The 24,570-nt window shown below is 73.9% G+C and carries 24 protein-coding genes; 21 read left to right on the top strand and 3 right to left on the bottom strand.

Annotation, left to right across the window (positions count from 1 at the left end; all coding sequences use genetic code 11):
• Nucleotides 1-422 precede the first annotated feature (422 nt).
• The 3 genes from AB0883_RS18005 (at nucleotide 423) to AB0883_RS17995 (ending at nucleotide 1,908) form a co-directional block, all read left to right on the top strand.
• On the top strand, nucleotides 423-629 hold the full coding sequence (locus AB0883_RS18005) for a hypothetical protein (protein WP_121398103.1): 207 nt from the start codon (nucleotides 423-425) through the stop codon (nucleotides 627-629).
• Between the two features lie 146 nt (nucleotides 630-775).
• Entirely contained in the window at nucleotides 776-1,540 is a 765-nt protein-coding gene (locus AB0883_RS18000) for a rod shape-determining protein (protein ID WP_366642647.1), read from the top strand.
• A 101-nt stretch (nucleotides 1,541-1,641) separates the two neighbouring features.
• Complete coding sequence (locus AB0883_RS17995; RefSeq protein WP_366642281.1) at nucleotides 1,642-1,908, top strand: potassium transporter TrkA; 267 nt, start codon at nucleotides 1,642-1,644, stop codon at nucleotides 1,906-1,908.
• 150 nt (nucleotides 1,909-2,058) lie between these two features.
• On the opposite strand, the gene AB0883_RS17990 is transcribed toward AB0883_RS17995, so the two are convergent.
• Nucleotides 2,059-3,174 (bottom strand): DUF4185 domain-containing protein, encoded by a 1,116-nt coding sequence (locus tag AB0883_RS17990; protein WP_366642646.1) that lies wholly within the window; start codon nucleotides 3,172-3,174, stop codon nucleotides 2,059-2,061.
• 275 nt (nucleotides 3,175-3,449) lie between these two features.
• Between AB0883_RS17990 and AB0883_RS17985 the strand changes: the two genes are divergently transcribed.
• From AB0883_RS17985 to AB0883_RS17975, 3 genes are all read left to right on the top strand, one after another.
• The gene (locus AB0883_RS17985) at nucleotides 3,450-5,396 is read left to right on the top strand and encodes a SpoIIE family protein phosphatase (protein ID WP_366642280.1); all 1,947 of its coding nucleotides are present in this window, start codon (nucleotides 3,450-3,452) and stop codon (nucleotides 5,394-5,396) included.
• 133 nt (nucleotides 5,397-5,529) lie between these two features.
• Nucleotides 5,530-5,871: a YciI family protein gene (locus AB0883_RS17980; protein ID WP_366642645.1), complete on the top strand. Its 342-nt coding sequence runs from the start codon at nucleotides 5,530-5,532 to the stop codon at nucleotides 5,869-5,871.
• Nucleotides 5,872-5,876: 5 nt separating this feature from the next.
• A complete protein-coding gene (locus AB0883_RS17975) occupies nucleotides 5,877-7,169 on the top strand; it encodes a DUF6596 domain-containing protein (RefSeq protein ID WP_366642279.1) in 1,293 nt (430 codons plus the stop codon).
• 111 nt (nucleotides 7,170-7,280) lie between these two features.
• On the opposite strand, the gene AB0883_RS17970 is transcribed toward AB0883_RS17975, so the two are convergent.
• Complete coding sequence (locus tag AB0883_RS17970) at nucleotides 7,281-8,180, bottom strand: MaoC/PaaZ C-terminal domain-containing protein (protein ID WP_366642278.1); 900 nt, start codon at nucleotides 8,178-8,180, stop codon at nucleotides 7,281-7,283.
• 206 nt (nucleotides 8,181-8,386) lie between these two features.
• Here AB0883_RS17970 and AB0883_RS17965 point away from each other — a divergent pair, with 206 nt between their 5' ends.
• From AB0883_RS17965 to AB0883_RS17930, 8 genes are read left to right on the top strand one after another with little or no spacing between them, the layout of a single operon-like run.
• Nucleotides 8,387-9,307: an ABC transporter substrate-binding protein gene (locus AB0883_RS17965; RefSeq protein WP_366642277.1), complete on the top strand. Its 921-nt coding sequence runs from the start codon at nucleotides 8,387-8,389 to the stop codon at nucleotides 9,305-9,307.
• Entirely contained in the window at nucleotides 9,304-10,197 is an 894-nt protein-coding gene (locus AB0883_RS17960) for an ABC transporter ATP-binding protein (RefSeq protein WP_366642275.1), read from the top strand. The genes AB0883_RS17965 and AB0883_RS17960 overlap by 4 nt, the downstream gene beginning before the upstream one ends.
• A complete protein-coding gene (locus AB0883_RS17955) occupies nucleotides 10,194-11,021 on the top strand; it encodes an ABC transporter permease (RefSeq protein ID WP_366642274.1) in 828 nt (275 codons plus the stop codon). Before AB0883_RS17960 ends, AB0883_RS17955 begins: the two co-directional genes overlap by 4 nt.
• Nucleotides 11,022-11,071: 50 nt before the next feature.
• Nucleotides 11,072-13,081: a hydantoinase/oxoprolinase family protein gene (locus tag AB0883_RS17950; protein ID WP_366642273.1), complete on the top strand. Its 2,010-nt coding sequence runs from the start codon at nucleotides 11,072-11,074 to the stop codon at nucleotides 13,079-13,081.
• Nucleotides 13,082-13,084: 3 nt separating this feature from the next.
• A complete protein-coding gene (locus AB0883_RS17945) occupies nucleotides 13,085-14,662 on the top strand; it encodes a class I adenylate-forming enzyme family protein (protein WP_366642272.1) in 1,578 nt (525 codons plus the stop codon).
• Nucleotides 14,662-16,020, top strand: coding sequence for an adenylosuccinate lyase (gene purB / locus AB0883_RS17940; RefSeq protein WP_366642271.1), 1,359 nt, complete (start codon nucleotides 14,662-14,664; stop codon nucleotides 16,018-16,020). The genes AB0883_RS17945 and purB overlap by 1 nt, the downstream gene beginning before the upstream one ends.
• The gene (locus AB0883_RS17935) at nucleotides 16,017-16,778 is read left to right on the top strand and encodes an enoyl-CoA hydratase/isomerase family protein (RefSeq protein ID WP_366642270.1); all 762 of its coding nucleotides are present in this window, start codon (nucleotides 16,017-16,019) and stop codon (nucleotides 16,776-16,778) included. Before purB ends, AB0883_RS17935 begins: the two co-directional genes overlap by 4 nt.
• Nucleotides 16,775-18,394, top strand: a complete 1,620-nt coding sequence (locus AB0883_RS17930; protein ID WP_366642269.1) for a thiamine pyrophosphate-binding protein — start codon at nucleotides 16,775-16,777, stop codon at nucleotides 18,392-18,394. The genes AB0883_RS17935 and AB0883_RS17930 overlap by 4 nt, the downstream gene beginning before the upstream one ends.
• A 103-nt stretch (nucleotides 18,395-18,497) precedes the next feature.
• Here AB0883_RS17930 and AB0883_RS17925 read toward each other — a convergent pair whose 3' ends face one another.
• Nucleotides 18,498-19,322 carry an IclR family transcriptional regulator gene (locus AB0883_RS17925; protein ID WP_366642268.1) on the bottom strand — a complete coding sequence of 275 codons (825 nt, stop codon included), beginning with the start codon at nucleotides 19,320-19,322 and terminating at the stop codon, nucleotides 18,498-18,500.
• A gap of 151 nt (nucleotides 19,323-19,473) precedes the next feature.
• Between AB0883_RS17925 and AB0883_RS17920 the strand changes: the two genes are divergently transcribed.
• From AB0883_RS17920 to AB0883_RS17890, 7 genes are all read left to right on the top strand, one after another.
• Complete coding sequence (locus AB0883_RS17920) at nucleotides 19,474-21,492, top strand: hydantoinase B/oxoprolinase family protein (RefSeq protein ID WP_366642267.1); 2,019 nt, start codon at nucleotides 19,474-19,476, stop codon at nucleotides 21,490-21,492.
• Complete coding sequence (locus AB0883_RS17915; protein ID WP_366642266.1) at nucleotides 21,489-22,472, top strand: tRNA U-34 5-methylaminomethyl-2-thiouridine biosynthesis protein; 984 nt, start codon at nucleotides 21,489-21,491, stop codon at nucleotides 22,470-22,472. The genes AB0883_RS17920 and AB0883_RS17915 overlap by 4 nt, the downstream gene beginning before the upstream one ends.
• Nucleotides 22,465-23,304, top strand: coding sequence for a 2-amino-5-chlorophenol 1,6-dioxygenase subunit alpha (locus tag AB0883_RS17910; protein ID WP_366642265.1), 840 nt, complete (start codon nucleotides 22,465-22,467; stop codon nucleotides 23,302-23,304). Before AB0883_RS17915 ends, AB0883_RS17910 begins: the two co-directional genes overlap by 8 nt.
• Before the next feature lie 35 nt (nucleotides 23,305-23,339).
• On the top strand, nucleotides 23,340-23,630 hold the full coding sequence (locus AB0883_RS17905; protein WP_089000518.1) for a BMC domain-containing protein: 291 nt from the start codon (nucleotides 23,340-23,342) through the stop codon (nucleotides 23,628-23,630).
• 23 nt (nucleotides 23,631-23,653) lie between these two features.
• Complete coding sequence (locus AB0883_RS17900) at nucleotides 23,654-23,992, top strand: BMC domain-containing protein (RefSeq protein ID WP_366642264.1); 339 nt, start codon at nucleotides 23,654-23,656, stop codon at nucleotides 23,990-23,992.
• Nucleotides 23,979-24,242 (top strand): EutN/CcmL family microcompartment protein, encoded by a 264-nt coding sequence (locus AB0883_RS17895; RefSeq protein ID WP_366642263.1) that lies wholly within the window; start codon nucleotides 23,979-23,981, stop codon nucleotides 24,240-24,242. Before AB0883_RS17900 ends, AB0883_RS17895 begins: the two co-directional genes overlap by 14 nt.
• A gap of 20 nt (nucleotides 24,243-24,262) precedes the next feature.
• On the top strand, nucleotides 24,263-24,570 hold a 308-nt coding region (locus tag AB0883_RS17890; protein ID WP_366642262.1), incomplete at its 3' end, for an aldehyde dehydrogenase family protein.

Genomic DNA, 24,570 nt, shown 5'->3' with positions numbered 1-24,570 from the left:
GGCCCAGGTCAGCGGAACAGGTGGAAGCGCGACAGACGATTTCACTGATCTCTTTTTGATCAGCGCGGGCATCCGTCGACCGGATTTTTCGGCGAGGTTCCGTAACGGGTCAGAAGGCTGTCGGGCGTCGCAGGTCAGGCGTCGCGCCTGGCCAGGCCGCTCACCTTCGCCGCGGTGAGCACCGCCGCGGCCTGCGCGACGTCGAAGAGCAGCATCCGACCCATGGCGTACGACCCGCGCACGCCGCACACCCGGCCTGTCAGGCGTCGACGAGCCGGAAGGTGGAGTTGGCGATCGCGGTGCCGCCCATGCCCCATGCCGGACACGCCGGTCGCGAAGCCGCGCCGCCCGGAGCGGGCACCCGCTCCGGGCACCCGGCGACGGCGTGGTCGATCGGCCGGGTGCCCGGCTATGGTGTCGGCATGCAGGATCGGCACGGCCTCCGTCGCGCCGGCAAGCGGGTGTCGCTGCCGGCGCTGCTGATGCTGACCGTGCTGCTCATGGTGCTCGCCGCAGCCCGGTCCGTCGGGCTGTGCATCGTGTTCCGGTGCGCGCGGCGGGCCGTCCCCGGCTGCGTGCCCGCCTGGTCGGCCGACCGCGCTCCGCCCGGGCTGACGTTCGCCGTCTGAAGCCCGTCCGCCTCCCGCGTCGTACCACGCGGGCCCGTGGCTTGGAGCACCATGCCGACCCTGCATCATGATCGATCAATCCTGCCCCGGTCCGTCGGCGACGGACCGCGACCCGTGGCGTACGCCGCGCCGTGGGGGCGGTGACCATGCTGAGCCCCGGCGCGTACGCCCGCCTCGGCCTGCGTCATCCCGTCGCCCTGGACCTGGGCACCTCCACGGTGCGGCTGTGGACGCCGGGCTCCGGCGCGGTCGTCGCCGAGCCCACCGTCGTCGCGTGCACGTCGGCCGGCGCCCGGGCCGTCGGGCGTGCCGCCATCGCCCTGCGCGACACCGGTGACGCGAAGCTGCTCTGGCCGGTGCGGCACGGCGTGGTGGCCGACTTCTTCGCCTGCGTACACCTGCTGCGGGTGGTGGCCGCGGCGAGCGGGCGGCCGGGCGACGACGTCTCCCCGGTCGTGGTCGGTGTGCCGGCCACGGCCACGCTGCGGCAGAAGGACCTCCTCGTCACGGCGGTACGCCACGCGTTCGGCGGGCGGGTCGCCACGGTGGAGGAGCCGCTGGCCGCCGCCCTGGCCTGCCGGGCCGATTTCGACGGCGACGACGTGGTCGCCGTCGACATCGGACAGGGCCGCACCGAGATCGCCCACATCGCCGACCGCGCGGTCGAGGCGGCCGAGCGTGTCGACGTGCCCAACGTCCTCGACCAGGTGCCGCTGATCGCCGCCGCGGTCCGACGCCTGGGCGCCCGGCCGGTGTGGCCGGGGCGACGTCGGCTGCTGATCACCGGCGGCGGGGCGACGCACCCCGAACTCGGGGCCCGGCTGGCCGCCCTGACCGGCCGGGTCGTCACGATGCCCGCCGATCCGCACCTGGCCACGCTCGCCGGCCTGCGCCTGCTGCTGACCGGCTGACACCGGGGTGCCGCACGGCGTCGTGACGACGGTGCCGTGCGGCCGTCCGCCGCCGCCCACCGGCCGCCCGCCGGGCCGGGACCGACCACCTGGAGTTTTCGATGGACGTCGAGCTGACCCCCCTGCCCGGTATCGGGCTGCGCCGCATGTTCACCACCGACGCGGGACTGCGCATCGGGGTGGTGACCCACCACGTCGGCGGCCGGCGTGAGCTGATCTACCCCGACGGCGACGACCCCGACGCCACCCGCAGCATCACCCTCACCCACGACGAGGCCGTCGTGCTCGCCGGACTGCTGGGCCTGCTCGACGTCCTCGACGTCACCGGGCCCGGCGTCCTCGCGACCACCCCACCCACGGGCGGGTAAGCCGCCGTCCGGCGGGAGAAGGAGGGGACGGTGGGACGAGAGTTCGTGAACTGGTCCGGCAGCCTGTCGTTCACCCCTGCCGAGTACGCCGAGCGAAGCGTGCCGGAGGGGGCGCCGGGCCGCCGCCGGACACCGGTGACGGCCGCGGGATCACGCCGAGCCGACGAACTGGCTGACGTGGTAGGCGGTGCTGCGGTTGTCGGGCGTCCTGGTCCACTTCGACACCATCAGGTGCAGGTCGTTGGCACGCCGGCTGGACCACGGGTGGATGAAGCCGCCGTAGAGGCCCGGCTCCTGCCAGGAGGTGACCTGGATCCGCTCGGCCGTCCAGACCCGGTCCGGCCCGTCCGCCGTGCGCGTGACGATGCACCCGGTGGCGCAGTTGAGGTACGACATCACCCACGTGCCGTCGGCCAGCCGTCGCACCGAGGGCTCACCGAAGCGGCCGGTCAGGATCGGCGTGCACGGGCGGCCCCAGCCCCAGTCGCTGCCGTTCCAACCCCAGCCCTCGTACGACTCCGGGAAGAACAGCCGGTCCCAGCGGACCCGCCGCAGCATCATCGGCCCGTGCTGGCGGCCGGCGCGCACCGAGAAGACGTACACCCAGTCCCCGTCGCGCTGCATCGTCCACATCTGGAACGGGTCGGTGTTGGTGCCGTCGTTCCACCACTTCAGCGGCGTACGGACGAAGTCGTTGCCGTTGTCGCTGTAGGCGAGCCCGGCGTAGCGCGACCGCCAGTGCGGCCCGGCCGGGCCGGCGGAGTTCCAGTTCTCGATGCTCATGTACGACACGAGCTGGCGGCCGGTCTCGGGAAAGGCGATGCCGTCGTTGGGGATGACGGTCACCTCCCAGAGGCCGTCGATGCCGACGCCGTGGTGGCCGTTGTGCATCAGCTCCGGGGCCCGGCCGTTGCCCGCGACGCGGGCGGCGCTGTCGAAGACGATCCCGCCGGCGGCGCCGGGGTGCACGGCGGAGCGCAGCATCACCGGTGAGCGCCAGTCGTTGGGCACCGGCGGGCCCTCGGGCCACGGGGTGTCGAACGTGTCGCCGAACAGGTAGCCGATCGAGCCGTTCTCCAGCACGTACGGGATGCCGAGGTCGGTGCCCGCGACCCGCCACCGGTGGTTGGTGTCCAGGTCGGCGCCGGTCAGGCGCTTCTTCCAGGAGGCGGCCCGGGCCGTGCCGGGGGCGAGGACCGGCGCGACGGCCGCGGCCACGCCGGCGGCGGCGACCGTGCCGAGCAGGGAACGGCGTGTGATCATGATGACCGTCCTTGTCGCGAGGGGTCCCGGAAGGCCCCGGACGTGGGGACCGGACCGCAGGCCGGCCGCATCGAGTTACCGATGTCGATGTAGGGCTGGAACCTACGGCCAACCGGCCGGCGAGGTCAAGGAGCCCGGACGCGTCGACCACGAAGCCGCACGTGGCGGATTGGACGGGCGGGCGCGGGCATGACAGGGTGCTGCTGGTGCGCACGGGTGAGAGGTAAGCGTCTGTGGCCGATCCGCATACCGCGTGGTCTTCCGGTGATCCGCAGGCGGTGCTCGACGGTTTCGAGCAGCTGCCCGGATTCGTGTGGATCTTCGAGGGACCCGAGCTGCGGGTGGTGGCCGCGAACCCGGCCGTGCGCGCCGCCGTCGGCAACCGCAGCGGCCTGATCGGTGAGCCCTTCCGTCGGGCGGTGCCGGAACTCGCGGGCCAGCACATCTTCGAACTGCTCGACCAGGCCCTGCACGGTGTCCGCTCGCACGGCTACGAGCAGCGCGTCCTGACCGACCGCAACGGCGACGGCAGCCTGACGGAGGCCTTCTACACCTTCGACATGGCGCCGTGGCACAACCCCGACGGCTCGGTGCGCGGGGTGATCGTGCAGGCCGTCGACGCCACCCCCGTGGTGGCCGCGCGGCAGGCCGCCGAGGCCGCCGCGGCCACCGCCGAGCGCCGCTACCGCCAGGCCGCCGGCCTGGTCCTGGAACTGCAACGCAGCCTCCTGCCCGACATGCTGCCCGTCCTGCCGCGCGTCCAGGTCGCCGCCCACTACCTCGTCGCGAGCAGCGACCTCGTCGCCGGCGGGGACTGGTTCGACGCGGTCCCCCTGCCGGACGGCCGGCTCGCGCTGACCGTCGGCGACGTCGTCGGGCACGGCGCCGCGGCCGCGGCGGCCATGGGGCAACTCCGTACGGTCGCCCGGCAGGCGTTGCAGTCGGGCGGTGGCCTGCCGCAGGTGCTGGCCGTGCTGGACGACTTCGCGGCCCGCGCCGACGTGACCCGGGCGGCCACCACCTGCCTCGCGGTGCTCGACCCGGACACGGGGACGCTCGAAGCGGCCAGCCACGGACACCCCGCGCCGCTGGTGATCGGCGCCACCGGCGAGACCCGGTACCTGCCGCTGGCGCCTGCGGGACCACTGGGCACCGGAGCCGGCCCCGCCCCGGTGCGGGCCCACCAGCTACGGGCCGACGACGTTCTGCTGCTCTACACCGACGGCCTGATCGAACGCCCCCGGCAGAGCCTGCACGACGGCGCCCGCATCCTTGCCGACGCCGCGGCGGCCGCCCGGCGGGCGATACTCGACGCGGCCACGACCGTCCCGCAGCGGCTGCCCGACCGGATCTGCACCCTGGTCACGGAACGTCTCGCCCTCGCCGGCGGCGGCTTCGGCGACGACACCACCCTCCTCGCCGCCCACCTCCTGCCGCAGCCCCTCGCACCGCTGCACGTGACCCTGCCCGCCGACACGACGGCGCTGCGCCCGATGCGCCGGCACCTGAGCGACTGGCTCGTCCGGATCGGGGCCGGCGAACTCGACGCGAGCGACATCGTCCACGCCGCGGGGGAGGCCGTCACCAACGCCGTCGACCACGCCTATCCGAGCGGTACGCCGGGGACGTTCACGCTGCACGGCACGCTGGACCACCAGGGCGTCGTGCACGTCACCTGCGCCGACCAGGGGCGGTGGCGCCCGCCGGTCGCCGACCCGGGCGGCCGCGGCCGTGGGCTGACGATGATCCGCGGGCTCGTCGACCGCGCGGAGGTCCGGCACACAGAGTCCGGCACCACCGTCAGCATGCACCACCACATCGGCCAGGCCACCAACGTCACCACCGTGGCCGCCGCCCAGGCGGCCGGCCCCCACAAGCAGGCCGCCGTCGTCGAGGAGTTCACGGCCGCCGTCATCGAGACACCGACGGGCCGGGTGCTGCGGGTGCAGGGGCCGGTGGACCTGGTCACCGGCCCCCGGCTGCGCGCCGCGATCATGCAGTCCAGCCGCGGCGGCAGCCTGCCGCTGACCATCGACCTCACCCCGGTCACCCACCTGAGCAGCACCGGCGTGCGGATCCTGCACGAGGTCGCCCGGATCGTCGCGCACCTGCGCGTCACCGCCACCCCGCAGAGCCCCGCGCACGCCGTGCTGGAACTGACCGGGCTGCGTCACCTCCTGCCGGAGGCCGCCGTGAACGGAAGCGACGACGGGTTGCACCGGTAGCCCGGACCCCGGCGCGGAAGAATCTTCGAGCGGGGTGTCCAATCGGCGGTCTCCCGTCCGTAGTGATGTCGTACGGCGTCGCCCGGCACGGGAGAGGCGACGCGACACGGAGGGGAGTCGGATCGTGAAGTACATGTTGCTCATCAACGCGGGTGCGGTCGGCGAGGACGGCGGGGCCGCCGGCTGCGACGTCGGCGACTGGATGGCGTACGACAAGCAGGTGCGCGAGGCGGGGATCCTGGTCTCCGGCGAGTCGCTGGCGGACCTGGTCACCGCGACCACCGTGCGGGTCGGCCAGGACGGCAGGCGGACCGTCACGGACGGGCCGTTCGCCGAGACCCGCGAGATCCTCGGCGGCTTCTACGTGATCGACGTGCCGGACCTCGACGTCGCGCTCGACTGGGCGGCGCGCTGCCCCGGCGCGCGCGCGGGCGGCTCCGTCGTGGTCCGGCCGGTCGCCGAGTTCGAGGGCTGAGCGCGGTGGGCGGAGCGCCCGCCGACACCGGGGGGACGGGCGAGGCGCCGGCGGCGGTCGTGGAGGCGGTGTTCCGTGAGGAACGCAGCCGGCTGCTGGCGGCCCTCGTCCGCCGTTTCGGCGACCTCGACCTGGCCGAGGAGGTCACCTCCGAGGCCGTCGAGGCGGCGCTGACGCGGTGGCCGGTCGACGGCGTTCCGCCCAAACCCGGCGCCTGGCTGATGACCACGGCGCGCCGCCGGGCGGTCGACCGACTGCGCCGAAACCAGGCCCTCGCCGCGCGGCTTGCCATCCTCCAGGCGGAGGCGGACCGGGCGGAGCCCGCCCCCGCCCCGGTGCCGGGCGGTGAGCTGCCCGACGAGCGGCTCCAGCTCTTCTTCACCTGCGCGCACCCGGCGCTCGCGGCCGAGGACCACGGGGCGCTGACCCTGCGCTACCTGGCGGGCCTGACCACGCCCGAGGTGGCCCGCGCCTTCCTGGTGCCGACAGCGACGATGGCCAAGCGGATCACCCGGGCGAAGAAGAAGATCCACGAGGCCCGGATCCCGTTCCGCGTGCCCGGCGCGCAGGAGCTGCCGCAGCGGCTGCCCGGAGTCCTCCAGGCGGTGTATTCGATCTTCACGGAGGGCTACGCGGCCAGCGAGGGCCCGCGCCTGCAACGGCTCGACCTCGCCGAGGAGGCCATCCGGCTGGCCCGGATCCTGCGCCGGCTGCTGCCCGCCGGACGGGAGGTCGCCGGGCTGCTCGCGCTCATGCTGCTGATCCACGCCCGCCGCGACACCCGCACCGGCCCGGACGACGAGCTGCTGCTGCTCGACGAGCAGGACCGTGGCCGCTGGGACCACCGCATGATCGCCGAGGGCCTCGACCTGGTGCCCGTCGCGCTGACCGGCGGCCCGCCCGGCCCGTACGGCGTGCAGGCCGCGATCGCCGCCCTGCACGTCGAGGCGGCGGACCTCGCCACCACCGACTGGCCGCAGATCGTCGCGCTCTACGACGTGCTGCTCGCCCTCGCGCCGTCCCCGGTCGTCGCGCTGAACCGGGCCGCGGCGGTGGCGATGCGCGACGGCCCGGAGGCGGGCCTGGCGCTGCTGGACGAGCTGGCCGACGAGCCGCTGCTGCGGGGCCACCATCCCTACCCGGCCGCCCGGGCCGACCTGCTGCACCGCCTCGGCCGGCACGCCGACGCCGCCGAGGCGTACCGGGAGGCGCTCGGCCTGGCCGGCACCGAACCCGAGCGGGCCCTGCTGCGCCGCAGGCTGGACGCGATCGAGCGGCCCTCCGCGTCGGAGACGTGACGGCACCCCGCCGCGACGTCGTCGGCCCGCCGGGTGCCGAGCCACCGCCGACAAGGTGATCGCGCGGGCTCCGGCGCCTCGCGTGCCGTCGGGTCGGCACGCCAGGGGCGCTCACCGGGCGGCGACCGCCAGCACGCCCCGGTCCAGGACAACCCGTCCGGTCCCGTCGGTGGCACGGAAGACCACGCCGTACGGGCGCCGCCAGGCGTGCACCGTCAGGGTGTCGCCGGCGTGCAGCGGGGCGTTGAAGCGGGCGCGGACGTGCCGCACGCGCGTCGGGTCGTCACCGACGAGGGGCAGCAGGAGTCGGCCGGCGAAGCCGAAGGTGCACAGGCCGTGCAGGATCGGGCGGGGCAGCCCGGCCCGACCGGCGACGGCCGGGTCGGAGTGCAGCGGGTTGCGGTCCCCGCTGAGTCGGTAGAGCAGCGCCTGGTCCGGGCGGATGGTGGTGACGATCCGGTGCTCGGGCGGGTCGGCCGGCGGGTGCCAGAGGGCGGGCCGGGCGCGACGTCCGCCGAATCCGCCGGCGCCGATGACGAACATCGCCCGGCGTACGGTGCCCAGGGCCGTGCCCGCCGGGTCGTGGAGCCGGGAGACCTGTTCGACCAGGGCGCCGCTGCCCTGGTCGTGCAGCGCGGTCACGGTGGCGGTGGTGTGCACCTGCCCGGCCGGTGGCAGGGGGCGGAACAGGGTCAACGCCTCCTCGGCGTGCCGGATCGCGGTGAGTTCGCCCAGGGGTGGCGGGTCGGCGGCGAGCACGCTGGCGAAGGTCGGCAGCACCCGCTGCGGATGGCCGGTGGAGTTCTCGGTGGTGAGGTGGAGCTCCGCCGCCGGGTCGCGTTGTCCCGCGCCGACCCCGAGGGCGTAGAGGATCGTCTCGGTCGGGGTCCACTCCCGGCGTAGCGAGGTGCGCAGTCCGACGAGACTACTGAACGTAGTCGGCGCGGTTCGCCGCCGGGTCGACGGCCGGCCTGGTCGGTCGGCATGCGCCCCTTTGTCCAGCGTGTTCATCGGGCTCCCGGTTTGTTCGACTCGTCGGCTGGCGATGATCGACGGCTACTGTCTGTTGCAGGAAGGTGAGGCCCAATCTCTTGACTGCGTACGCCGTCCGGCAGTAGCGTCCCATATTAAGCAACGGTAACCATAATATGAGCCGCTAGGTATCTGGGGTAGCCATGAGAATGCGAGCATTGCGCGCTGCGGTAGCAGCCCTGCTGGTGACCGCCGCCGTTGCGGCATGCGCGGAGAACCAGAGCCCGACCGAGTCCGGCGGCGGCGAGGCGGCCCCTTCGGTGGCGGTCAACTTCGGCGTCGGCGTCGACCCGGCGTACTCCCCGATCTACCTCGCCGACCAGGACAAGCTTTTCCAGGCCAACGGCCTGAACGTCACCGTCACCCAGTTCCAGGAGGGCACCGGCGGCCTCGACGCGATCCTGGCCAAGCAGGGCCAGTTCACGGCCAGCACCGAGTCGAGCCTGCTGAACCGGGCCACCCGGGGCGACATCAAGGGCCTGGCCGTCTTCTCGCAGTCGCCCAGCTTCATCAAGCTCGTGGCGCGCTCCGGCATCGCCGACGTGACCGGCATCAAGAAGTACGGCGTCGTCCCCGGCACGGTCAACGAGTACGCCACCAACAAGGTCCTCGCGGCGCGCGGGATCAGCCGGGAGTCCGTCGAGTTCGTCAACGCCTCTCCCGCCGAGATGCCGGCCCTGCTGCAACGCGGCGACGTGGACGGCTACATCATGTGGGAACCGTGGCCGTCGCGCGGCGTCGCCAACGGCGGCAAGGTCCTGCTGACCAGCGGCGACATCGGCTACGTCTACAACCTGGTGATCGGCGTCGACGGCGCCTGGTACGAGGCCAACAAGGAGACCGCCAAGAAGGTCGTCCAGACCATCGGCCAGGCGTGCGAGCAGCTCACCCAGGACCCGGCCAAGGCGGGCACGGTCACCGAGAAGGCCATCAAGGTGCCGGCGAAGGAGGCCCAGACGCTGCTGGAGGGCGTCCAGTGCCAGGTCCGCGACTTCACCGACGACGACCTCAAGCGCTACGGCGAGATCGCCCAGTTCCAGCAGGACAGCAAGATCGTCACCCAGAAGGCGGACCCGGCGACCGTCATGGTCAAGGGGGTGGCGTGACAGTCAACGGCACCGCCCCCGCCACGACCCCCGCCGGCCGACCCGCCAGCCGCGCCGGCTCCCCGATCCGCATCAGCGACGTCGACATCCGCTTCGGCGAGTTCGTCGCCGTCCGCGGCGCGAGCCTCGACATCGCCGCCGGTGAGCTCGTCTGCCTGCTCGGCCCCAGCGGCTGCGGCAAGTCCACACTGCTCAACGCGGTCGCCGGGTTCGTCCGCCCGGCGGCCGGCGAGGTAACCTGCGGCGGCGAGCCGGTGACCGGGCCCGACGTGTCGCGGGGCGTGGTCTTCCAGAGCGCCGAGGCCCTGTTCCCCTGGCTGACCGTACGCCAGAACGTCGCCTTCGGGCCGCAGATGCGCGGCGTGCCGAAGGCCCAGCGCGACGCGGTCGTCGAGCGGTACCTGGCGATGGTCGGCCTCGCGCACAGCGCCGAGCGGTTCCCCGAGCAGCTCTCCGGCGGCATGCGCCAGCGGGCCCAGCTGGCCCGGGTCCTGGCCAACGACCCCTCGGTCGTGCTGATGGACGAGCCGTTCGGTGCGCTGGACGCCCAGACCCGACTGGTGATGCAGGTCGAACTCGACCGGATCTGGCGCGAGACCGGCGCCACGATCGTCTTCGTCACCCACGACATCGGCGAGGCGATCCTGCTCGGCGACCGGATCGTCACGATGACCGCGGGACCGTCGGCGGCCATCAAGAAGGACTACCGCTGCGACCTGCCCCGGCCCCGCGACCTGACCGACCCGGCCTGCGCGGCGCTCTTCCGGGAGCTGCGCGAGGACATCGGCGCCGAGGTGGCCCGGACGCTGCGCGCCCAGGGACTCGACGACGGCCACGACGGCCGGCCCGGCGCTGACCACGCGGGCGACGACCGGACGGAGGGGCGATGACCGTCGAGGCACCCACCGTTCCCGACCGCACCAGGGCGTCGGCGACGACCGCCCCCCGCCGCAACCGCTGGCCCCGGCTGACCCGGATCGGGCTGTCGGTCCTGTCGGTGCTGCTCGGCGTGCTGATCTGGGACCTGGTCAGCCGCAACTACACGGCCTTCTTCCTGCCCTCGCCGCGGCTCACCCTCGACGGCGCGGTCGAACTCGTCCGCGACGGCACCCTGTGGGACTCGGTCAGCGCGTCCTCGACCCGCATCCTCACCGGCTGGCTGCTCGGCGTGCTCGTCGGCGTACCGATGGGTCTGCTGATGGGCTGCATCCCCTGGCTGCGGCTGATGCTCGACCCCTACATCCAGTTCTTCCGCTTCGTGCCACCGATCGCCTTCGTCACCCTGGCCATCATCTGGCTCGGGCCGGGGGAGGCGTCGAAGGTGGCGCTGATCTTCTACACCACCGTCTTCATCGTCGCCCTGAACACCCTGGCCGGGGTGCTGTCGGTCAACGAGATCCGGATGCGGGCGGCCCGCGCGCTCGGCGCCGGTCCCGTACGCAGCCTCGTCTCGGTCGTGCTGCCGTCGACGGTGCCGCACGTGGTCACCGGGGCCCGGCTGGCGATGGGCAACTCGTTCCTGACGATCGTCTCCGCCGAGATCGTCGCCGCCCAGAGCGGCCTGGGATCGCTGATCTGGACGGCGCGCAACTACGCCAAGACGGAGTGGGTCTTCGTGGGCATCATCGCCCTGGGCCTGCTCGGCTACCTCTTCGACTGGATCCTGCGTCTGGTCACGGGACGGACCCTGCGCCGCTACGGCGTCACGTTCTAGCGGCCCGACCCGTCGCCGACGCCATCCACCCCCTATCCGAAAGGCTCGCCATGCTCTGCATCGGCGTCGACATCGGTGGCACCTTCACCGACGTCATCGTCTACGAGCCGGCCACCGCCCGGCTCGCCGAGGCCAAGACCCTCTCCACCCCGCACGATCCTGCGGCGGCGATCTTCGAGGGTCTCGCCAAGCTCGGTGTCAGCCTGGACACGGTCGACCGGTTCGTGCACGGCACCACCCGGGTGACCAACGCGCTCCTGGAAGGCTCCGGCGAGCCGGTGTCCGTCCTGGCCACCGAGGGCTTCCGGGACGTGCTGGAGATGGGCCTCGGACACCGGCCCCGCCTCTACAGCGTCAAGGAGAGCGCCCGGCCGCCGCTCGTCGCGCGCCGGCACCGGCACGTGCTGCGCGAACGCATCGGCGCCGACGGGCGCGTCGTCCGGCCGCTGGACACCGACGAGCTGGACGAGGCCCTCGACCGGGTGGCCGCCGCCGGCCCCCGGGCGGTGGCGGTCTGCCTGCTGCACTCGTACCGCAACCCCGCCCACGAGCGGGCCGCGGCGCGGCGGCTGGCGGAGCGGTACCCCGACCTGGTCTGCACGGTCTCCTCCGACGTGGTGCCGGAGCAGGGCGAGTACGAGCGGTTCGCCACCACCGTGCTCAACGCCAGCGTGCGGGCGACCGTCGCCGACTACCTGCGCGGCCTCGGCGACGCGCTCGCCGACGGCGGTTACGCCCACCCACTGTCGATCATGACGAGCAGCGGCGGTGTCGTCTCCACCGAGGAGGCCGGGCGGCTGCCGATCAACCTGGCCCTCTCGGGGCCCGCCGGCGGGGTCGCGGCCACCGTGCACCTCGCCTCGCTCGCCGGCTACCCGAACGTCATCACCTGCGACATCGGCGGCACCAGCACGGACGTCTGCCTGATCAAGAACGGCGCCCCGTTGATGACCAACGACGGGAAGATCGCCGGCTACCCGAACCGCACCTTCCAGGTCGAGATCAACACGATCGGCGCCGGCGGCGGCTCGATCGCCTGGCGCGACCGGGGCGGGGAACTGCGCGTCGGACCGCGCAGCGCCGGATCGACCCCCGGCCCGGCGGCGTACGGCCGGGGCGGCACCGAGCCGACCACGACCGACGCGCACCTGCTCGTCGGTCACCTCGACCCGCAGGAGAGCCTGGGTGGGGAGGTGCCGCTCGACCTCGACGCGGCCCGCGCCGCCCTGGCCGGGCTGGCCGGCACGTTCGGTCTGGACGAGCTGGACCTGGCGCATGGCATCCTCACCCTCGCCACGGTCAAGATGACCAGCGCGATCAAGGAGATCTCCGTCGCCTGCGGCCACGACCCGCGCGACTTCGTGCTGATGCCCTTCGGCGGCGCCGGCCCGATGCACGCCACCGACCTCGCCGACGAACTCGGCATCCGTCGGGTCCTGGTCCCGCCGGTGCCGGGCAACTTCTCCGCGCTCGGCTTCGTCACCGCCCAGGCCCGCCACGACTACGTGCGTACCGTGCTGGTGCCGGCCGACGACGACGGCCTGGCTGCCGTCCGGGCGGCCCTGGCCGACCTGCGCGACGCCGCCCTGGCCCAGCTCAAGGCCGAGGACGGCGTGGAGCCCGACCAGGTCAGCTTCGGCCTGTCGGTCGGCATGCGGTTCCGGGGCCAGAGCTTCGACCTCCCCGTCGCCCTGCCCGAGCTGCCGACCGACGCCGACGACCTGGTGGCGGCCTTCCACGCCGCCTACGCCGAGCGGTACGCCTACACCCGCTCCGACCACCCCGCCGAGATCGTCAACTGCCGGCTCACCGCGTTCGGGCCACGCCCGGCGGTGCGCTTCGCCGCCCCGACCGGCGGCCCGGCGGAGCCCGGCCGGACCCGTCTCTACCGCCCGGGCGGCTGGGTCGAGGCGACCGTGTGGCGGCGCGCCGACCTGGGACCGGGCTGTGCCGTCGTCGGACCCGCCGTCGTGCGGGAGAACGGCAGCACCACCGTCGTCGGCGGTGGATGGACCGCCACGGTCGACGACCACGGAAACCTGCTGCTCACCAAGGAGTGATCCGTGATCCCGCCAGCCCTCGACCTCACCGTGCTGGAGCGCGCCGCGCGGCAGCCGGACCGCGCCCTGTACGTCTTCGACGATCCGGCCCGGCCGGTGACCACGGGGGAGTTCGCCGACCTCGCCGGCCGGGCCGCTGCCGTCCTGGCGGCCCAGGGCGTCGGCCGTGGCGACCGGATCGCGGTCTGGGCCGAGAACGGGCTGACCTGGCTGGTGCTGCTGGCCGCCGCGGCCTGGCGGGGTGCCGCCCTGACCACCCTGCACCCCGGCCTCACCGGTCCCGAGCTGACCTCGGCGCTGGCCCGCAGCCGGCCCCGGCGTCTCTACGCCGCCGAGCGGGTACGTGACCGGCACGGCCCGTCCACCGTCACGCGGGCCCTGGCGGCGCTGCCGCCCGGCGAGCGCCCGGACGGCTGGCACGTCCTCGGCGCGGACCTGGGACCGGGGGCCCTGGCGGGGCTTCCCGGCTGGGACGACCGGGTCCCGCCGCCCGTCGGCGACCCGGACGCCGCCTGCAACATCCAGTTCACCTCGGGCTCCACCGGCCCGGCCAAGATGGTGTCGCTGAGCGCCGGCAACCTGCTGGCCAACGCGGCCTGGACGGCCGAGGCGGCCCGGCTGCGCGCCGACGACCGGATCGCCTCGCCGCTGCCCCTGGCCCACGCGGCGGGGCTCGGCAGCGGGGCGATGCTGGCGCTGGTGACGGGCGCGCTGTGGGTCTCCACCCGCCGGTTCCGCACCGAGCCGGTCCTCGACCAGATCGAGCGGCACGCGTGCACGGTGGTGCAGGCCGTACCCACCATGGCGTCGATGCTCACCGACCGCGTCGAGCGGGATCCCGGCCGCTGGGACCTGTCGTCGTTGCGGGTCGGCTTCCTCGGCGGCGCCACGTGCACCCCGGCGCTGCTCGCCCGCACCCGACGGGTGCTCGGCCTGGACCGGGTGGCGGTCGTCTACGGCCAGACCGAGGCCGGCCCGACGATCAGCCTGGACCCCGGCGACGGGAGCTGCGGCGCGCCCGGTGACACCGTCGGGCGCGTCCTGCCGGCCCTGGAGGCCACCGTGGTCGACCCCGCCACCCGCGCCCCGGTGCCCACCGGTCAGGTCGGGGAGCTGCTGGTACGCGGCAGCTCCGTCACCCGCGGCTACGCCGACGACCCGTTCACCACCGCCGCCACGATCACCAGCGACGGCTGGCTGCGCACCGGCGACCTGGGCGCGCTGACCGACGGACGGGTCCTCACCCTGGCCGGTCGGATCAAGGAACTGATCATCCGCGGCGGCGAGAACGTCCACCCCGCCGAGGTCGAGGCCGTGCTCGCCGACGATCCGGCCGTGGCCCGGGTGTGCGTCGTCGGCGTGCCGTCACCCCGCTGGGGGGAGGAGGTCGCGGCCCTGGTCGTGACCGTCCCGGGTGGGCACTGCGACGTCGACCGGCTCGCCCGGGGCGCCACCGAACGGCTGGCCCGGCACAAGGTGCCGACCCTGATCCGTACCGTCGCCGACCTGCCGCTGCTGCCGTCCGGGAAGGTCGACCGGCGGGCCGCCCGGGAACTGCTCGTCGCGGAGGGGGAACGCTGATGCAGCTCGGATCGTGCTTCCTGGACTCGCTGACCGTCACCAGCTTCTTCGGCAACGCCGAGATGCGCGGGGTCTTCAACGACCGGCAGCTCATGCAGTCCTGGCTCGACGTCGAGGCCGCCCTCGCCCGGGGCCAGGCGCGCCTGGGCATCATCCCGTCCGCCGCCGCGCAGGCGATCACCGAGGCCGCCCGCGTCGAGCGGCTCGACACGGCGGTGCTCGCCGCCGACGCCGCCGACACCGTGCACCCCCTGGTGCCGCTGGTGCGCGCGCTCACCGCCGCCTGCCCCGGCGACGCCGGTCGCTACGTCCACCTCGGGGCCACCACCCAGGACGTGATGGACACCGGTTTCGTCCTGCGGGCCCGCGACGGACTGGACATCGTGCAACGGCAGGTCGACGAACTGGTCCGTACGCTGCGGCGGCTCGCGCTGCGCCACCGCGCCACCCCGATGGCCGCCCGCACCCACGGGCAGCAGGCGCTGCCGACGACGTTCGGCCTGCGCTGCGCGGTGTGGCAGGACGAACTGCAACGGCACCGCGTCCGGCTGCGGCAACTGCGGCAGCGGCTGCTGGTGACGAGCATGGGCGGCGCGGCCGGCACGATGGCCGGCTACGGCGCCCAGGCGTTCGCGCTGGAGCACGCGGTCGCCGCCGACCTGGGGCTCGGCGTCGCCGACACCCCCTGGCACGCCACCCAGGACCGCTTCGCCGAGTGCCTGATGGTCTTCGGCCTCGTCGCGGCCAGCGCCGAGAAGCTGGCCAGGGAGATCTACTTCCTCGGCCGCACCGAGGTCGGCGAGGCGTACGAGTCGCAGCGCTCCACCCAGGTCGGCAGCAGCACCATGCCCCACAAGCGCAACCCGATCCGTTGCGAGGCGGTGATCGCCGCCGCCGGCACCCTGCGGGCCCAGGTGCCCCTGGCGTTGCAGACGATGGTCGCCCAGGACGACCGGGACATGGGCGTCGGGATGACGCTGTGGAAGCTGCTGCCGGAGTGCTTCATCCTGCTGGGCGGCGCGTTGCAGCGACTGGTGGACGTCTTCGGCGACCTCGGCGTCAACCCCGACCGGATGCGCGCCAACCTCGACCTCACCGGCGGGCTCGTGCTCTCCGAGGCGGTGATGCTGCGCCTGGCCGGTCCGCTCGGCCGGGAGCAGGCCCACCATCTGGTCATGCGGATCGTGCGCGACAGCCTGGAGCAGGGCCGCCCGTTCGCCGAGGCGCTGCGCGCCGACCCCGAGGTGGCCGCCGCCCTGCCCGCGGCGGAACTCGCCGGCCTGCTGGACCCGCTGTCGTACGTCGGCCACGCCGCCGCGCTGGTCGACCGCGCCCTACTGAACTCGGAGTCCCCATGACCGACGCACACCGCGCCGAGGAATCCGTGCTGCTGCACCGCGACGGGCGACTGGCCCGGGTGACGCTGAACCGGCCTGCCCGGCGCAACAGCTTCGACCTGGCGATGCTCGCCCGCTTCGAGGACGTGCTGCACGAGCTGGCCCGCGACGACGGGACCGAGGTCGTCGTGCTCACCGGCGCGGGCACCGCGTTCTGCGCCGGCACCGACCTGCACGAGCTGGCTACCCTCGACGCCCGGGCCACGATGTCCGTGCAGCGCCGCACCGCCGAACTGGTCGAACGCTGGTACCGGCTGGAGCAGACCACCGTCGCGGCGTTCAACGGCCCGGCCATCGGCTCCGGCGCGGTGCTCGGGCTGGCCAGCGACCTGCGGGTGGCCGCCGACACCTGCTTCGCGACCTTCCCGGAGGTGGGCTTCGGCATCCCGCTGACCTGGAGCGGCATGGCGATCCTCGCCGACCTCGTCGGCGCCGACCTGGCCAAGCGCTGGCTGCTGCTCGGCGACCGGATCCCCGCCGACGAGCTGCGCGACCTGCGTCTGGTGACCGAGGTGGTGCCGCCGGGGCGGCTCGCCGACGCCGCGACCGGGCTCGCCGAGCGGCTGCTCGCCACCTCCGCGGTCGGGCGGTCGATGACCAAGCGGGCGGCCCGCCTGGCCGGGCCCCGGTTCGAGGCCGCCGCCAACGACTCCTACCTCGGCGCGCTGAGCGTGGCGCTGCGCCCCGCCGGCGACTACCTGACCCGGGACCCCCGGTGAGGGCCGGCGAGGCGATCGCCGACGCCGTCGTGGCGCACGGGGTCGACACGATCTTCGGGCTGCTCGGCGACGCCAACATGTTCCTGGTCGCGGACCTGGTGCAGCGCCACGGCGTCCGCTTCGTGGCGGCCCGTAACGAGAACGCCGCGGTGATGATGGCCGACGGCTGGGCCCGCGCCACCGGCCGGTGCGGGGTCGTCACCGTGACCCAGGGCCCCGGCCTGGCGGTCGCCGGCGCCGCGCTGACCATCGCCCGGCAGGCCGGCACGCCGCTGGTCCTGATCGCCGGCGACACCCCGCCCGGCGACCCGCTGCACGTACAGAGCTTCCCGCAACAGCCGTTCGCGCTGGCCACGGCGGGGGCGTTCGTGCCCGTGGTGGCGCCGGCCACCGCCGCCCGCGACGTCGGCCTGGCGTTCCGCGCCGCCACCGAACGGCCGGGCCCGGTCGTCCTCGACGTCCCCATCGACCTGCAGGACGAGCCGGTGCCCGCTGGGGCCGTGCCCGCGCCGGCGGTCGTCGCGTACCGGCCCGCGTCGCCGGCGCCGACCGACGCGGCGGTCGCCGAGCTGGTCGGCCGGCTGGTCGCCGCCCGCCGCCCGGTGCTGCTGGCCGGGCGGGGCGCCGAGGCGGCGGCCGACGACGTACGCCGGCTCGCCGACTGGTCCGGCGCGGTGCTCGCCACCACCGTGCTGGCCGCCGGGCTCTTCGCCGGCCACCCGTACCACCTGGGGGTGGCCGGGGGACTGGCCCGCCCGCTGACCCGGCGGGTGCTGGCCGAGGCGGACCTGGTGGTGACCTTCGGCGCCGGACTCAACCGGTGGACGGCCGACCACGGCGCGCTCTTTTCCCGTGCGCGGGTGATCGCGGTCGACGTCGACGCGCGGGCACTGGGGGCGCGGTGGCCCGTCGACACCGGGATCGTCGGGGACGCGGCGGTCACCGCGCGCGCCGTGACGGCCCGGCTCGCCCCGATCGAGCGTCCGGACTGGCGCAGTCCCGCCCTGGCCGCGGAGATCGCCGCGGCCGACCCGTTCGACGGCATCGAGTTCGTCGAGGGGGCGGCGGGGATCGACCCCCGGGCGTTCATCCGGATCTGCGCCCGGCGGCTTCCGGCCCGGCGCACCACGGTGGTCGGGGTGGGGCAGTTCGGCGGCTGGCCCAACCTGCTGCTCGACTCCTCGGCCGTGGACCGCGCGTTCATCGCGCCCTGGGAGTTCGGCAGCATCGGGGTCGGCCTGCCGTACGCCGTCGGGGCCGGGGTGGGCCGCCCGGACCGGCCGGTGGTCGCCTTCGAGGGCGACGGCAGCCTGCTCACCGGCCTCGGGGAGCTGGACACCCTGGCCCGGGTCGGGGCGCCCGTGCTGCTGGTGGTCCTCGACGACGGCGGCTACGGCGCGGAGGTGCGCAAGTTCGCCCCGCGCGGGGTCGACCCGGCGTTGGCCCGGTTCCCGGTCCGGGACCTGGCCGCCGTGGCACGGTCCCTGGGCGTACCGGCCTGGACGGTCACCGACCAGGCCGGCGCGGAGGTGGCGTTCGACGAGGCGCTGCCGGTGACCGGGCCGAGGATGCTGCACGTCCGGGTCCTGCCCGAGGTCACCCAGGAGCGGTTCTGACGGCGTACGCCCCACCGCGCCGTCGCCGGTCGCCGCGCCGGCACCGGGCGCGGTGCCGGCGTGGCGGCGGAGAGTCGCGGTGACCGGCCCGTGGGCGACGCGGTCAGTCGCCCCAGCGGTCGCCGAAGCCGTGGCCGAGCTGCCGGGACAGCTCGGCGGCGGTACGGCAGGCGGCGTCGGCGAGTTCGTGGGTGCGGGTGTCGTCCAGGCGGAAGATCGGCCCGGAGATGCTGATCGCGGCGGTCACCCGGTCGTGCCGGTCGCGTACGGGGGCGGCCACCACCCGCAGTCCGTGCTCGCTCTCCTGGTCGTTGAGGGCCCAGCCCTGCCGCCGCACGGTGGCCATGTGCGCCACGAAGGTGTCCAGGTCGGTGATGGTGTTGCTGGTCATCGCCGTGAACGGCACGGTGGCGAGCAGGGCGCGCAGGGCGTCGTCGTCGTGGTCGACGAGCAGCGCCTTGCCGGCCGCGCTGCACCACAGCGGGATGCGCCGGCCGAGGCGGGAGACGAGCTGCACGTTGCGGGTGCCCTGCACGACGTAGAGCGAGATGGCGTCGGAGCCCTCCAGGACGGCGAGGTTGACGCTCTCGCCCTCGCGCTCGGCGAGCTGGTGCAGCAGCGGACGGGCCAGCGCGTGCAGGTCGATGCCGGCGAGGAAGCGGGCGCCCAGCTCGAAGACGGCGACGCCGAGGCGGTAGGTGCCGTTCTCCTCGTTGCGTTGCAGGAAGCCGGCGTCGGCCAGCGCGCGGAACAGCCGGCTGGCCGTGGACTTGTGCAGGCCCAGTTCCCGGCTCACGTCGCTGACCTTGCGCTCGACGGCGTCACCCCGGAAGGCCAGCAGGACGCCCAGGGCGCGGTCCAGCGCCTGGGTGCCCGACTCGCGGGGGGCGACGCCCTCGTCGGGCGTCGGGTCAGTGGCGTACGACATCTTGCTTCCCTGCCTTTCCGGCTGCTAGGTTTCATAATATAACTCTAGGACCACATGATGGTCCAATGCACGGTGGTCCACTCGCCCCGACCAGTCCAGGTCCCCTCCGGCGGAAGACACGGACCGACACCGGAATCAGTGAGGCATCCGCATGACCGTGAATCCGATCGACCTGGAAGTCGTCACCGAAAGTCTCATCTCGATCGTCCGGGAGATGCGACAGACGATCTTCCGTACCGCGCACTCGCCGGTGATCGCCGACGCCCAGGACTTCTCCTGCGCACTCTTCGACCCCTCCGGGCAGATGGTCGCCCAGGGCCGGGACATGCCGGGACACGTCATCGCCATGCCGGCCTCGGTGGCCGAGATCTTCGCCGACTTCGCCGCCGAGATGCGCCCCGGCGACCTCTACATCGTCAACGACCCGTACCGGGGCGGCAGCCACCTCAACGACGTCACCCTGATCAGCCCGGTCTTCGTCGACGGGCAGATGTTCCTCTTTCCCTGCGTCCGGATGCACTGGGCCGACATCGGCGGCATGACCCCGGGCAGCGTGTCCGGCCAGGCCACCGAGATCCTCCAGGAGGGGCTGCGGATCCCGCCGATCAGGCTGATCGAGGAGGGCCGTCCCAACCGGGCCGCCTTCGACATCCTCTTCGCCAACGTCCGGATGGCCGAGGAACGCCGGGGCGACCTCGAATCCAGCATCGCCGCCTGCCACACCGCGCAACGACGGCTGCGGGAACTCGTCGACCGCTGGGGCACCGACCTGATCCTCGACTTCGTCGCGGCCAACATGGACCGCACCGAGCAGCGGCTGCGCGACATGATCCGGTCGCTGCCCGACGGCACCTACCGCTACGAGGACTACCTCGACCTCTACACCGACGGCGACTACGACGCTGCGATCGTCCGCTGCCGGCTGACCGTCGACGGCGACGAGATCGAAGCCGACTTCCGGGGCTCCTCCACCCAGGTCGCCGCCGTGGTCAACTCGTCGCGGGCGATGACCGTCGCCGGGGTGTTCATCGCGGTCAAGTCCGCCCTCGACCCCGGCGGTCTGGTCAACCACGGCGCGTTCCGGCCCCTGCGGGTGCTCACCGAGCCCGGCACCGTGGTGCACGTCAGCTACCCCGCCCCGGCCAACGCCCACAGCGAGGTCCGCAAGCGGGTCATCTCCGCGGTGATGGCCGCGTTGAGCCAGGTGGCACCCGACCTCATCGCCGCCGACCAGTTCGGCACCACCTTCCAGAACCTCATCGGCGGCGTGGACGAGCACACCGGTCAGCCCTACCTCTACTACGACTACCCGGCCGGCGGCAACGGCGGATTTCTCGAATCCGACGGCCCCAGCGCGATGAACCCGGTCGACCTTGGCGACATCTCCACCATCCAGTCCGTCGAGCGGCTGGAGACCGAGATCCCGATCCTGGTCGAGGCGTGCGAGCTGCGCGCCGGCTCCTGCGGAGACGGTACCCACCGCGGCGGCCTGGGCAGCCGGCGGGAGACCCGGCTGCTGGCCAGCGGCGGGTCGTACTCGGTGCAGACCGACCGCACCACCGTCCCCCCGTACGGGCTGCGCCACGGCGGCCCGGGCGCCCCGACGGTCACCCACCTGCGCCGCGCCGACGGCCGACGGGTCGACTTCGACACCCCCGGCAAGATCGCCGGCTTCCCCATGCGCGCCGGGGACGTGCTGGTCATGGAGTCCGCCGGTGGCGGCGGCTGGGGCGACCCGCTGGACCGCGCGCCCGAGGCCGTCGCCGAGGACGTCCGCCAGGACTACCTGACCGGCGACGAGGCCCGCCGGCGCTACGGCGTGGTCCTCGACGGCGACGGCGAGGCCGACCGCACCGCCACCGCCGAGGAGCGCCAGCGGCTGCGGGACGAGCGGAGCTGGCTGCGCCTCACCACCACCGACCAGCCCGCCTACACCGGGCGGCGCGGCCAACGCCGGCTGGCCTACGTCGCGCCCGGCAGCGGCCTGGCCGAGGAGAGCCTCGTCGAACTGCACGGCGTGCACCCGGCACCGCTGCGGGCCTGGCTACGCCACGACACCGCGCTCGCCGCCGACGAGATAGCCCTCGACGACGACGGGATGCAGATCCTCGGCGCCACCGCCGAGCACCGCGCGTACGTGCGCGTCCTCGCCGGGGAGGGGCGGTCATGAGCAGGGTCTTCCGGGTGCCGGTGGCGACCACCAGGCCCCGCACCGGTGGCGGCGCCGGCAGCGCCCCGGCCCCGCAGCCCGCGCCGGCCCGCGCCGGCATCGTCGCCGGCTGCCTCAGCCCGCACCCGCCCCACCTGATCTACGCGGAGAACCCGCCGCAGAACGAGCCCCGCTCCACCGGCGGCTGGGAGACGCTGCGCTGGGCCTACGAGCGGCTGCGCCGGCGCATCCAGGAGGTGCACCGCCCCGACGTGCTGATCGTGCACGCCCCGCACTGGATCACGATGGTCGGCCACCACGTCAACTGCGTGCCGAACCCGCGCGGCATCTCCGTGGAGCCGATCTTCCCGCACCTCTTCCGGTACCGGTACGACTTCCGTACCGACGTCGAACTCGGCGAGGCCATCGTCGAGGAGGCCAGCGGCCTCGGCCTGGTCACCCGCGCGATGCGCGACCCCCGGGTACGCGTCGACTACGCCACCATCGGCGCCCTGCACCTGGTCAACCCCGCCTGGGACATCCCCGTGGTGTCCCTGTCGGCGAACAACAACCCGTACTTCTACTCCGACGCGTCGCTGGAGGAGATGGAGGTGCTCGGCGAGGCCACCCGCCGCGCCGTCGAGGCCACCGGCCGCCGCGCCGTGCTGCTCGCCTCGAACTCCCTGTCGCACCTGCACTGGCACGAGGAGCCGGAGCTGCCGGAGGACATGGAACGCGAACACCCGTACAACAACCACCAGTACCGGTGGGACATGAAGCTGCTCGAAGCGATCCGCCGGGGACCGACCGCCCCGCTGCGGGAACTCATCACCGAACACATCGAGGCCACCGCGTCGGAGACGAAGGCCGGCAGCCTCACCTGGCTGCTCGCGGCGATGGGCTGGCCCCGCGTCGCCGGTGACGTGCTCGGCTACGGCACGATCATCGGCACCGGAAACGCCGTCGTCGAGTGGCTGCCCGAGGGGAGCCCTCATGGCTGACCGGACCGGAATCGTCGCCGGCGCACTCCTGCCCGGCATGCCCCACCTGCTGGCGAAGGAACCCGCACCGAGCTGGGCCGCGCTGGCCTCGGCCGCGCGCGACGTGGGCGAACGGCTGCGCCGGCTGGAGCCGGACGTCGTCCTGCTGCTGTCCACGCAGTGGTTCACCGTCCTCGGCCACCAGTTCCAGTGCGACCCGAACCCGCGCGGCGAGCACGTCGACGAGAACTGGTACGCCTACGACTACGGCCTGCTCCGCTACGACCTGCGCTTCGACGTGGAGTTCAGCGAGCGCTGGGCCGACCGGGTGCAGGCCGACGGGAAGCAGGCGCGCCGCACCCGCTACGAGGGATTCCCGATCGACGCCGGGACCATCGTCACCTCGGCGCTGCTCGACCCGGAGCGCAAGCTGCGCTGGGCGCAGGTCTCCTGCAACCTGTACGCCGACGCCGACACCCTCGCCGACGTCGGCCGGGCCGGTGCCGCCGCCGCCCGCGACGCCGGAGTGCGCGCCGCCGTCGTCGTGGTGAGCGGCCTGTCCTCCGGACTCATCCAACAGTGGATCGAGCCAGGGCAGGACCACATCGGCGCACCCGCGCACGACCAGTGGAACACCCGCGTACTCGACCTGCTCACCGCCGGCAAGGTCGACGAGGCGCTCGCGATCCGCGAGGACTACGCCCGGCAGGCCCAGGCGGACAGCCAGTTCCGGGCCCTCGCGTTCGCCGCCGGGACCGGCGCCGCGAGCGGCCCGGCGCAGCTGCACTCGTACGGCCCGATCTGGGGCACCGGCGCCGCCGTCCTGTCCTGGAACCTGCCCGAGCGTCCCTGACCGAAGCCGACCCGCAACCAGAGCAAGGAGCAGACATGCGAAACGTGGCCGTGGGCTTCGTCGAAGCCGAGGGTTTCACCCCCATCTTCGACGCCGTCGACGCGATGGTGAAGGCCACCGAGGTCGAGGTGACGAAGGTCGTACGCCTCGGCGGCGGCATCGTCGCGGTCGCCGTGCGCGGCGACCTCGCCACCGTCGAGGAAGCGGTGGACATCGGCGAGGAGACCGCCCGGACGCGCAGCCGCTCGGTGCGCTCGATCGTCTTCGCCAGCCCCTGCGACGCGGTGAGCGCGCTGGCCGCCGAACCTGACCTCGTCGGCAACTGACAACCGGGTAAGGAGAATCAGACATGTCCTCCGACATCGCGATCGGAATCGTCGAGACACGCGGCCTGGTGGCGCTCTCGGCGGGAATCGAAGCCATGATCAAGACCGCCGACGTCCGGTGCGTGGCCGTGGAACGGGTCACCAGCGGCTACCTCGCGGTCGCCGTCCGGGGCACCCTCGCCGCCGTACGCCAGGCCGTCTCCGCCGGAGAGGCCGCCATCCGCGCCCACGGCGAGCTGCGCAGCTCCCAGGTCTACCCCAAGCCCCACCCGACCACGGCGGCCCTGCTGGACGCGCCCGAACCGGCCCGCATCCGCGAGGTCATCGCCGGCCTGCGGGGAGAACCCGATGGTGCTCGGTGAGGTCGTCGGCAAGGTGTGGGCCGACCGCATCCTGCCGGCGTTGCAGGGCAGGCGGCTCGTCCTGGTCCGGCCGCGCGGCGACGGGCCCGACCTGGTCGCCGTCGACCCCCTGAACGTCGGCGTCGGCACCACCGTCCTGGTCGTCACCGACGAGGCCGCCGCGGCCGTGACCGGCCAACCCACCGTGGACGCCGCCGTGGTCGCGCTCGTCGCCGACCCCGGCAGCGAGCGGACCGACCCCACCACCTGAACCGGAAGGGACACCCGACCATGCCCGAGTCATCCTGGCCGGTGAGCCTGCGCGACGGCCACCCCGGCGCCGACCCGCCGATCCTGCGCAACTTCGTCGGTGGTGAGTTCGTCGAGGGCGGGCGGCGGTTCGTCAAGCGCAGTCCGGTGACGGGTGAGCCGGTGTTCGAGGTGGCCGAGGCGGATCGGGCGTGCGTGGACGATGCGGTCGCGGCGGCGCGGGCGGCGTTGCGGGGGCCGTGGGGTCGGATGGGGGAGCGGGAGCGCGCGGAGGTGCTGCGTCGGGTCGCCGACGAGCTGGAGCGTCGCTTCGACGACCTGGTGACCGC

Source organism: Micromonospora sp. NPDC047812, assembly GCF_040704175.1.
Classification (GTDB): domain Bacteria; phylum Actinomycetota; class Actinomycetes; order Mycobacteriales; family Micromonosporaceae; genus Micromonospora.
Note: the sequence above shows the minus strand (reverse complement) of the source record. Positions and strands in the feature narration are given on the sequence as shown.

Coding starts and splice junctions, on each gene's coding strand:
- AB0883_RS17920 (WP_366642267.1), top strand. CDS start 19,474: ATGACCGTGAATCCGATCGACCTGGAAGTCGTCACCGAAAGTCTCATC.
- AB0883_RS18005 (WP_121398103.1), top strand. CDS start 423: ATGCAGGATCGGCACGGCCTCCGTCGCGCCGGCAAGCGGGTGTCGCTG.
- AB0883_RS17970 (WP_366642278.1), bottom strand. CDS start 8,180: ATGAACACGCTGGACAAAGGGGCGCATGCCGACCGACCAGGCCGGCCG.
- AB0883_RS17910 (WP_366642265.1), top strand. CDS start 22,465: ATGGCTGACCGGACCGGAATCGTCGCCGGCGCACTCCTGCCCGGCATG.
- AB0883_RS17905 (WP_089000518.1), top strand. CDS start 23,340: ATGCGAAACGTGGCCGTGGGCTTCGTCGAAGCCGAGGGTTTCACCCCC.
- AB0883_RS18000 (WP_366642647.1), top strand. CDS start 776: ATGCTGAGCCCCGGCGCGTACGCCCGCCTCGGCCTGCGTCATCCCGTC.
- AB0883_RS17895 (WP_366642263.1), top strand. CDS start 23,979: ATGGTGCTCGGTGAGGTCGTCGGCAAGGTGTGGGCCGACCGCATCCTG.
- purB (WP_366642271.1), top strand. CDS start 14,662: ATGCAGCTCGGATCGTGCTTCCTGGACTCGCTGACCGTCACCAGCTTC.
- AB0883_RS17995 (WP_366642281.1), top strand. CDS start 1,642: ATGGACGTCGAGCTGACCCCCCTGCCCGGTATCGGGCTGCGCCGCATG.
- AB0883_RS17955 (WP_366642274.1), top strand. CDS start 10,194: ATGACCGTCGAGGCACCCACCGTTCCCGACCGCACCAGGGCGTCGGCG.
- AB0883_RS17935 (WP_366642270.1), top strand. CDS start 16,017: ATGACCGACGCACACCGCGCCGAGGAATCCGTGCTGCTGCACCGCGAC.
- AB0883_RS17915 (WP_366642266.1), top strand. CDS start 21,489: ATGAGCAGGGTCTTCCGGGTGCCGGTGGCGACCACCAGGCCCCGCACC.
- AB0883_RS17900 (WP_366642264.1), top strand. CDS start 23,654: ATGTCCTCCGACATCGCGATCGGAATCGTCGAGACACGCGGCCTGGTG.
- AB0883_RS17980 (WP_366642645.1), top strand. CDS start 5,530: ATGTTGCTCATCAACGCGGGTGCGGTCGGCGAGGACGGCGGGGCCGCC.
- AB0883_RS17950 (WP_366642273.1), top strand. CDS start 11,072: ATGCTCTGCATCGGCGTCGACATCGGTGGCACCTTCACCGACGTCATC.
- AB0883_RS17925 (WP_366642268.1), bottom strand. CDS start 19,322: ATGTCGTACGCCACTGACCCGACGCCCGACGAGGGCGTCGCCCCCCGC.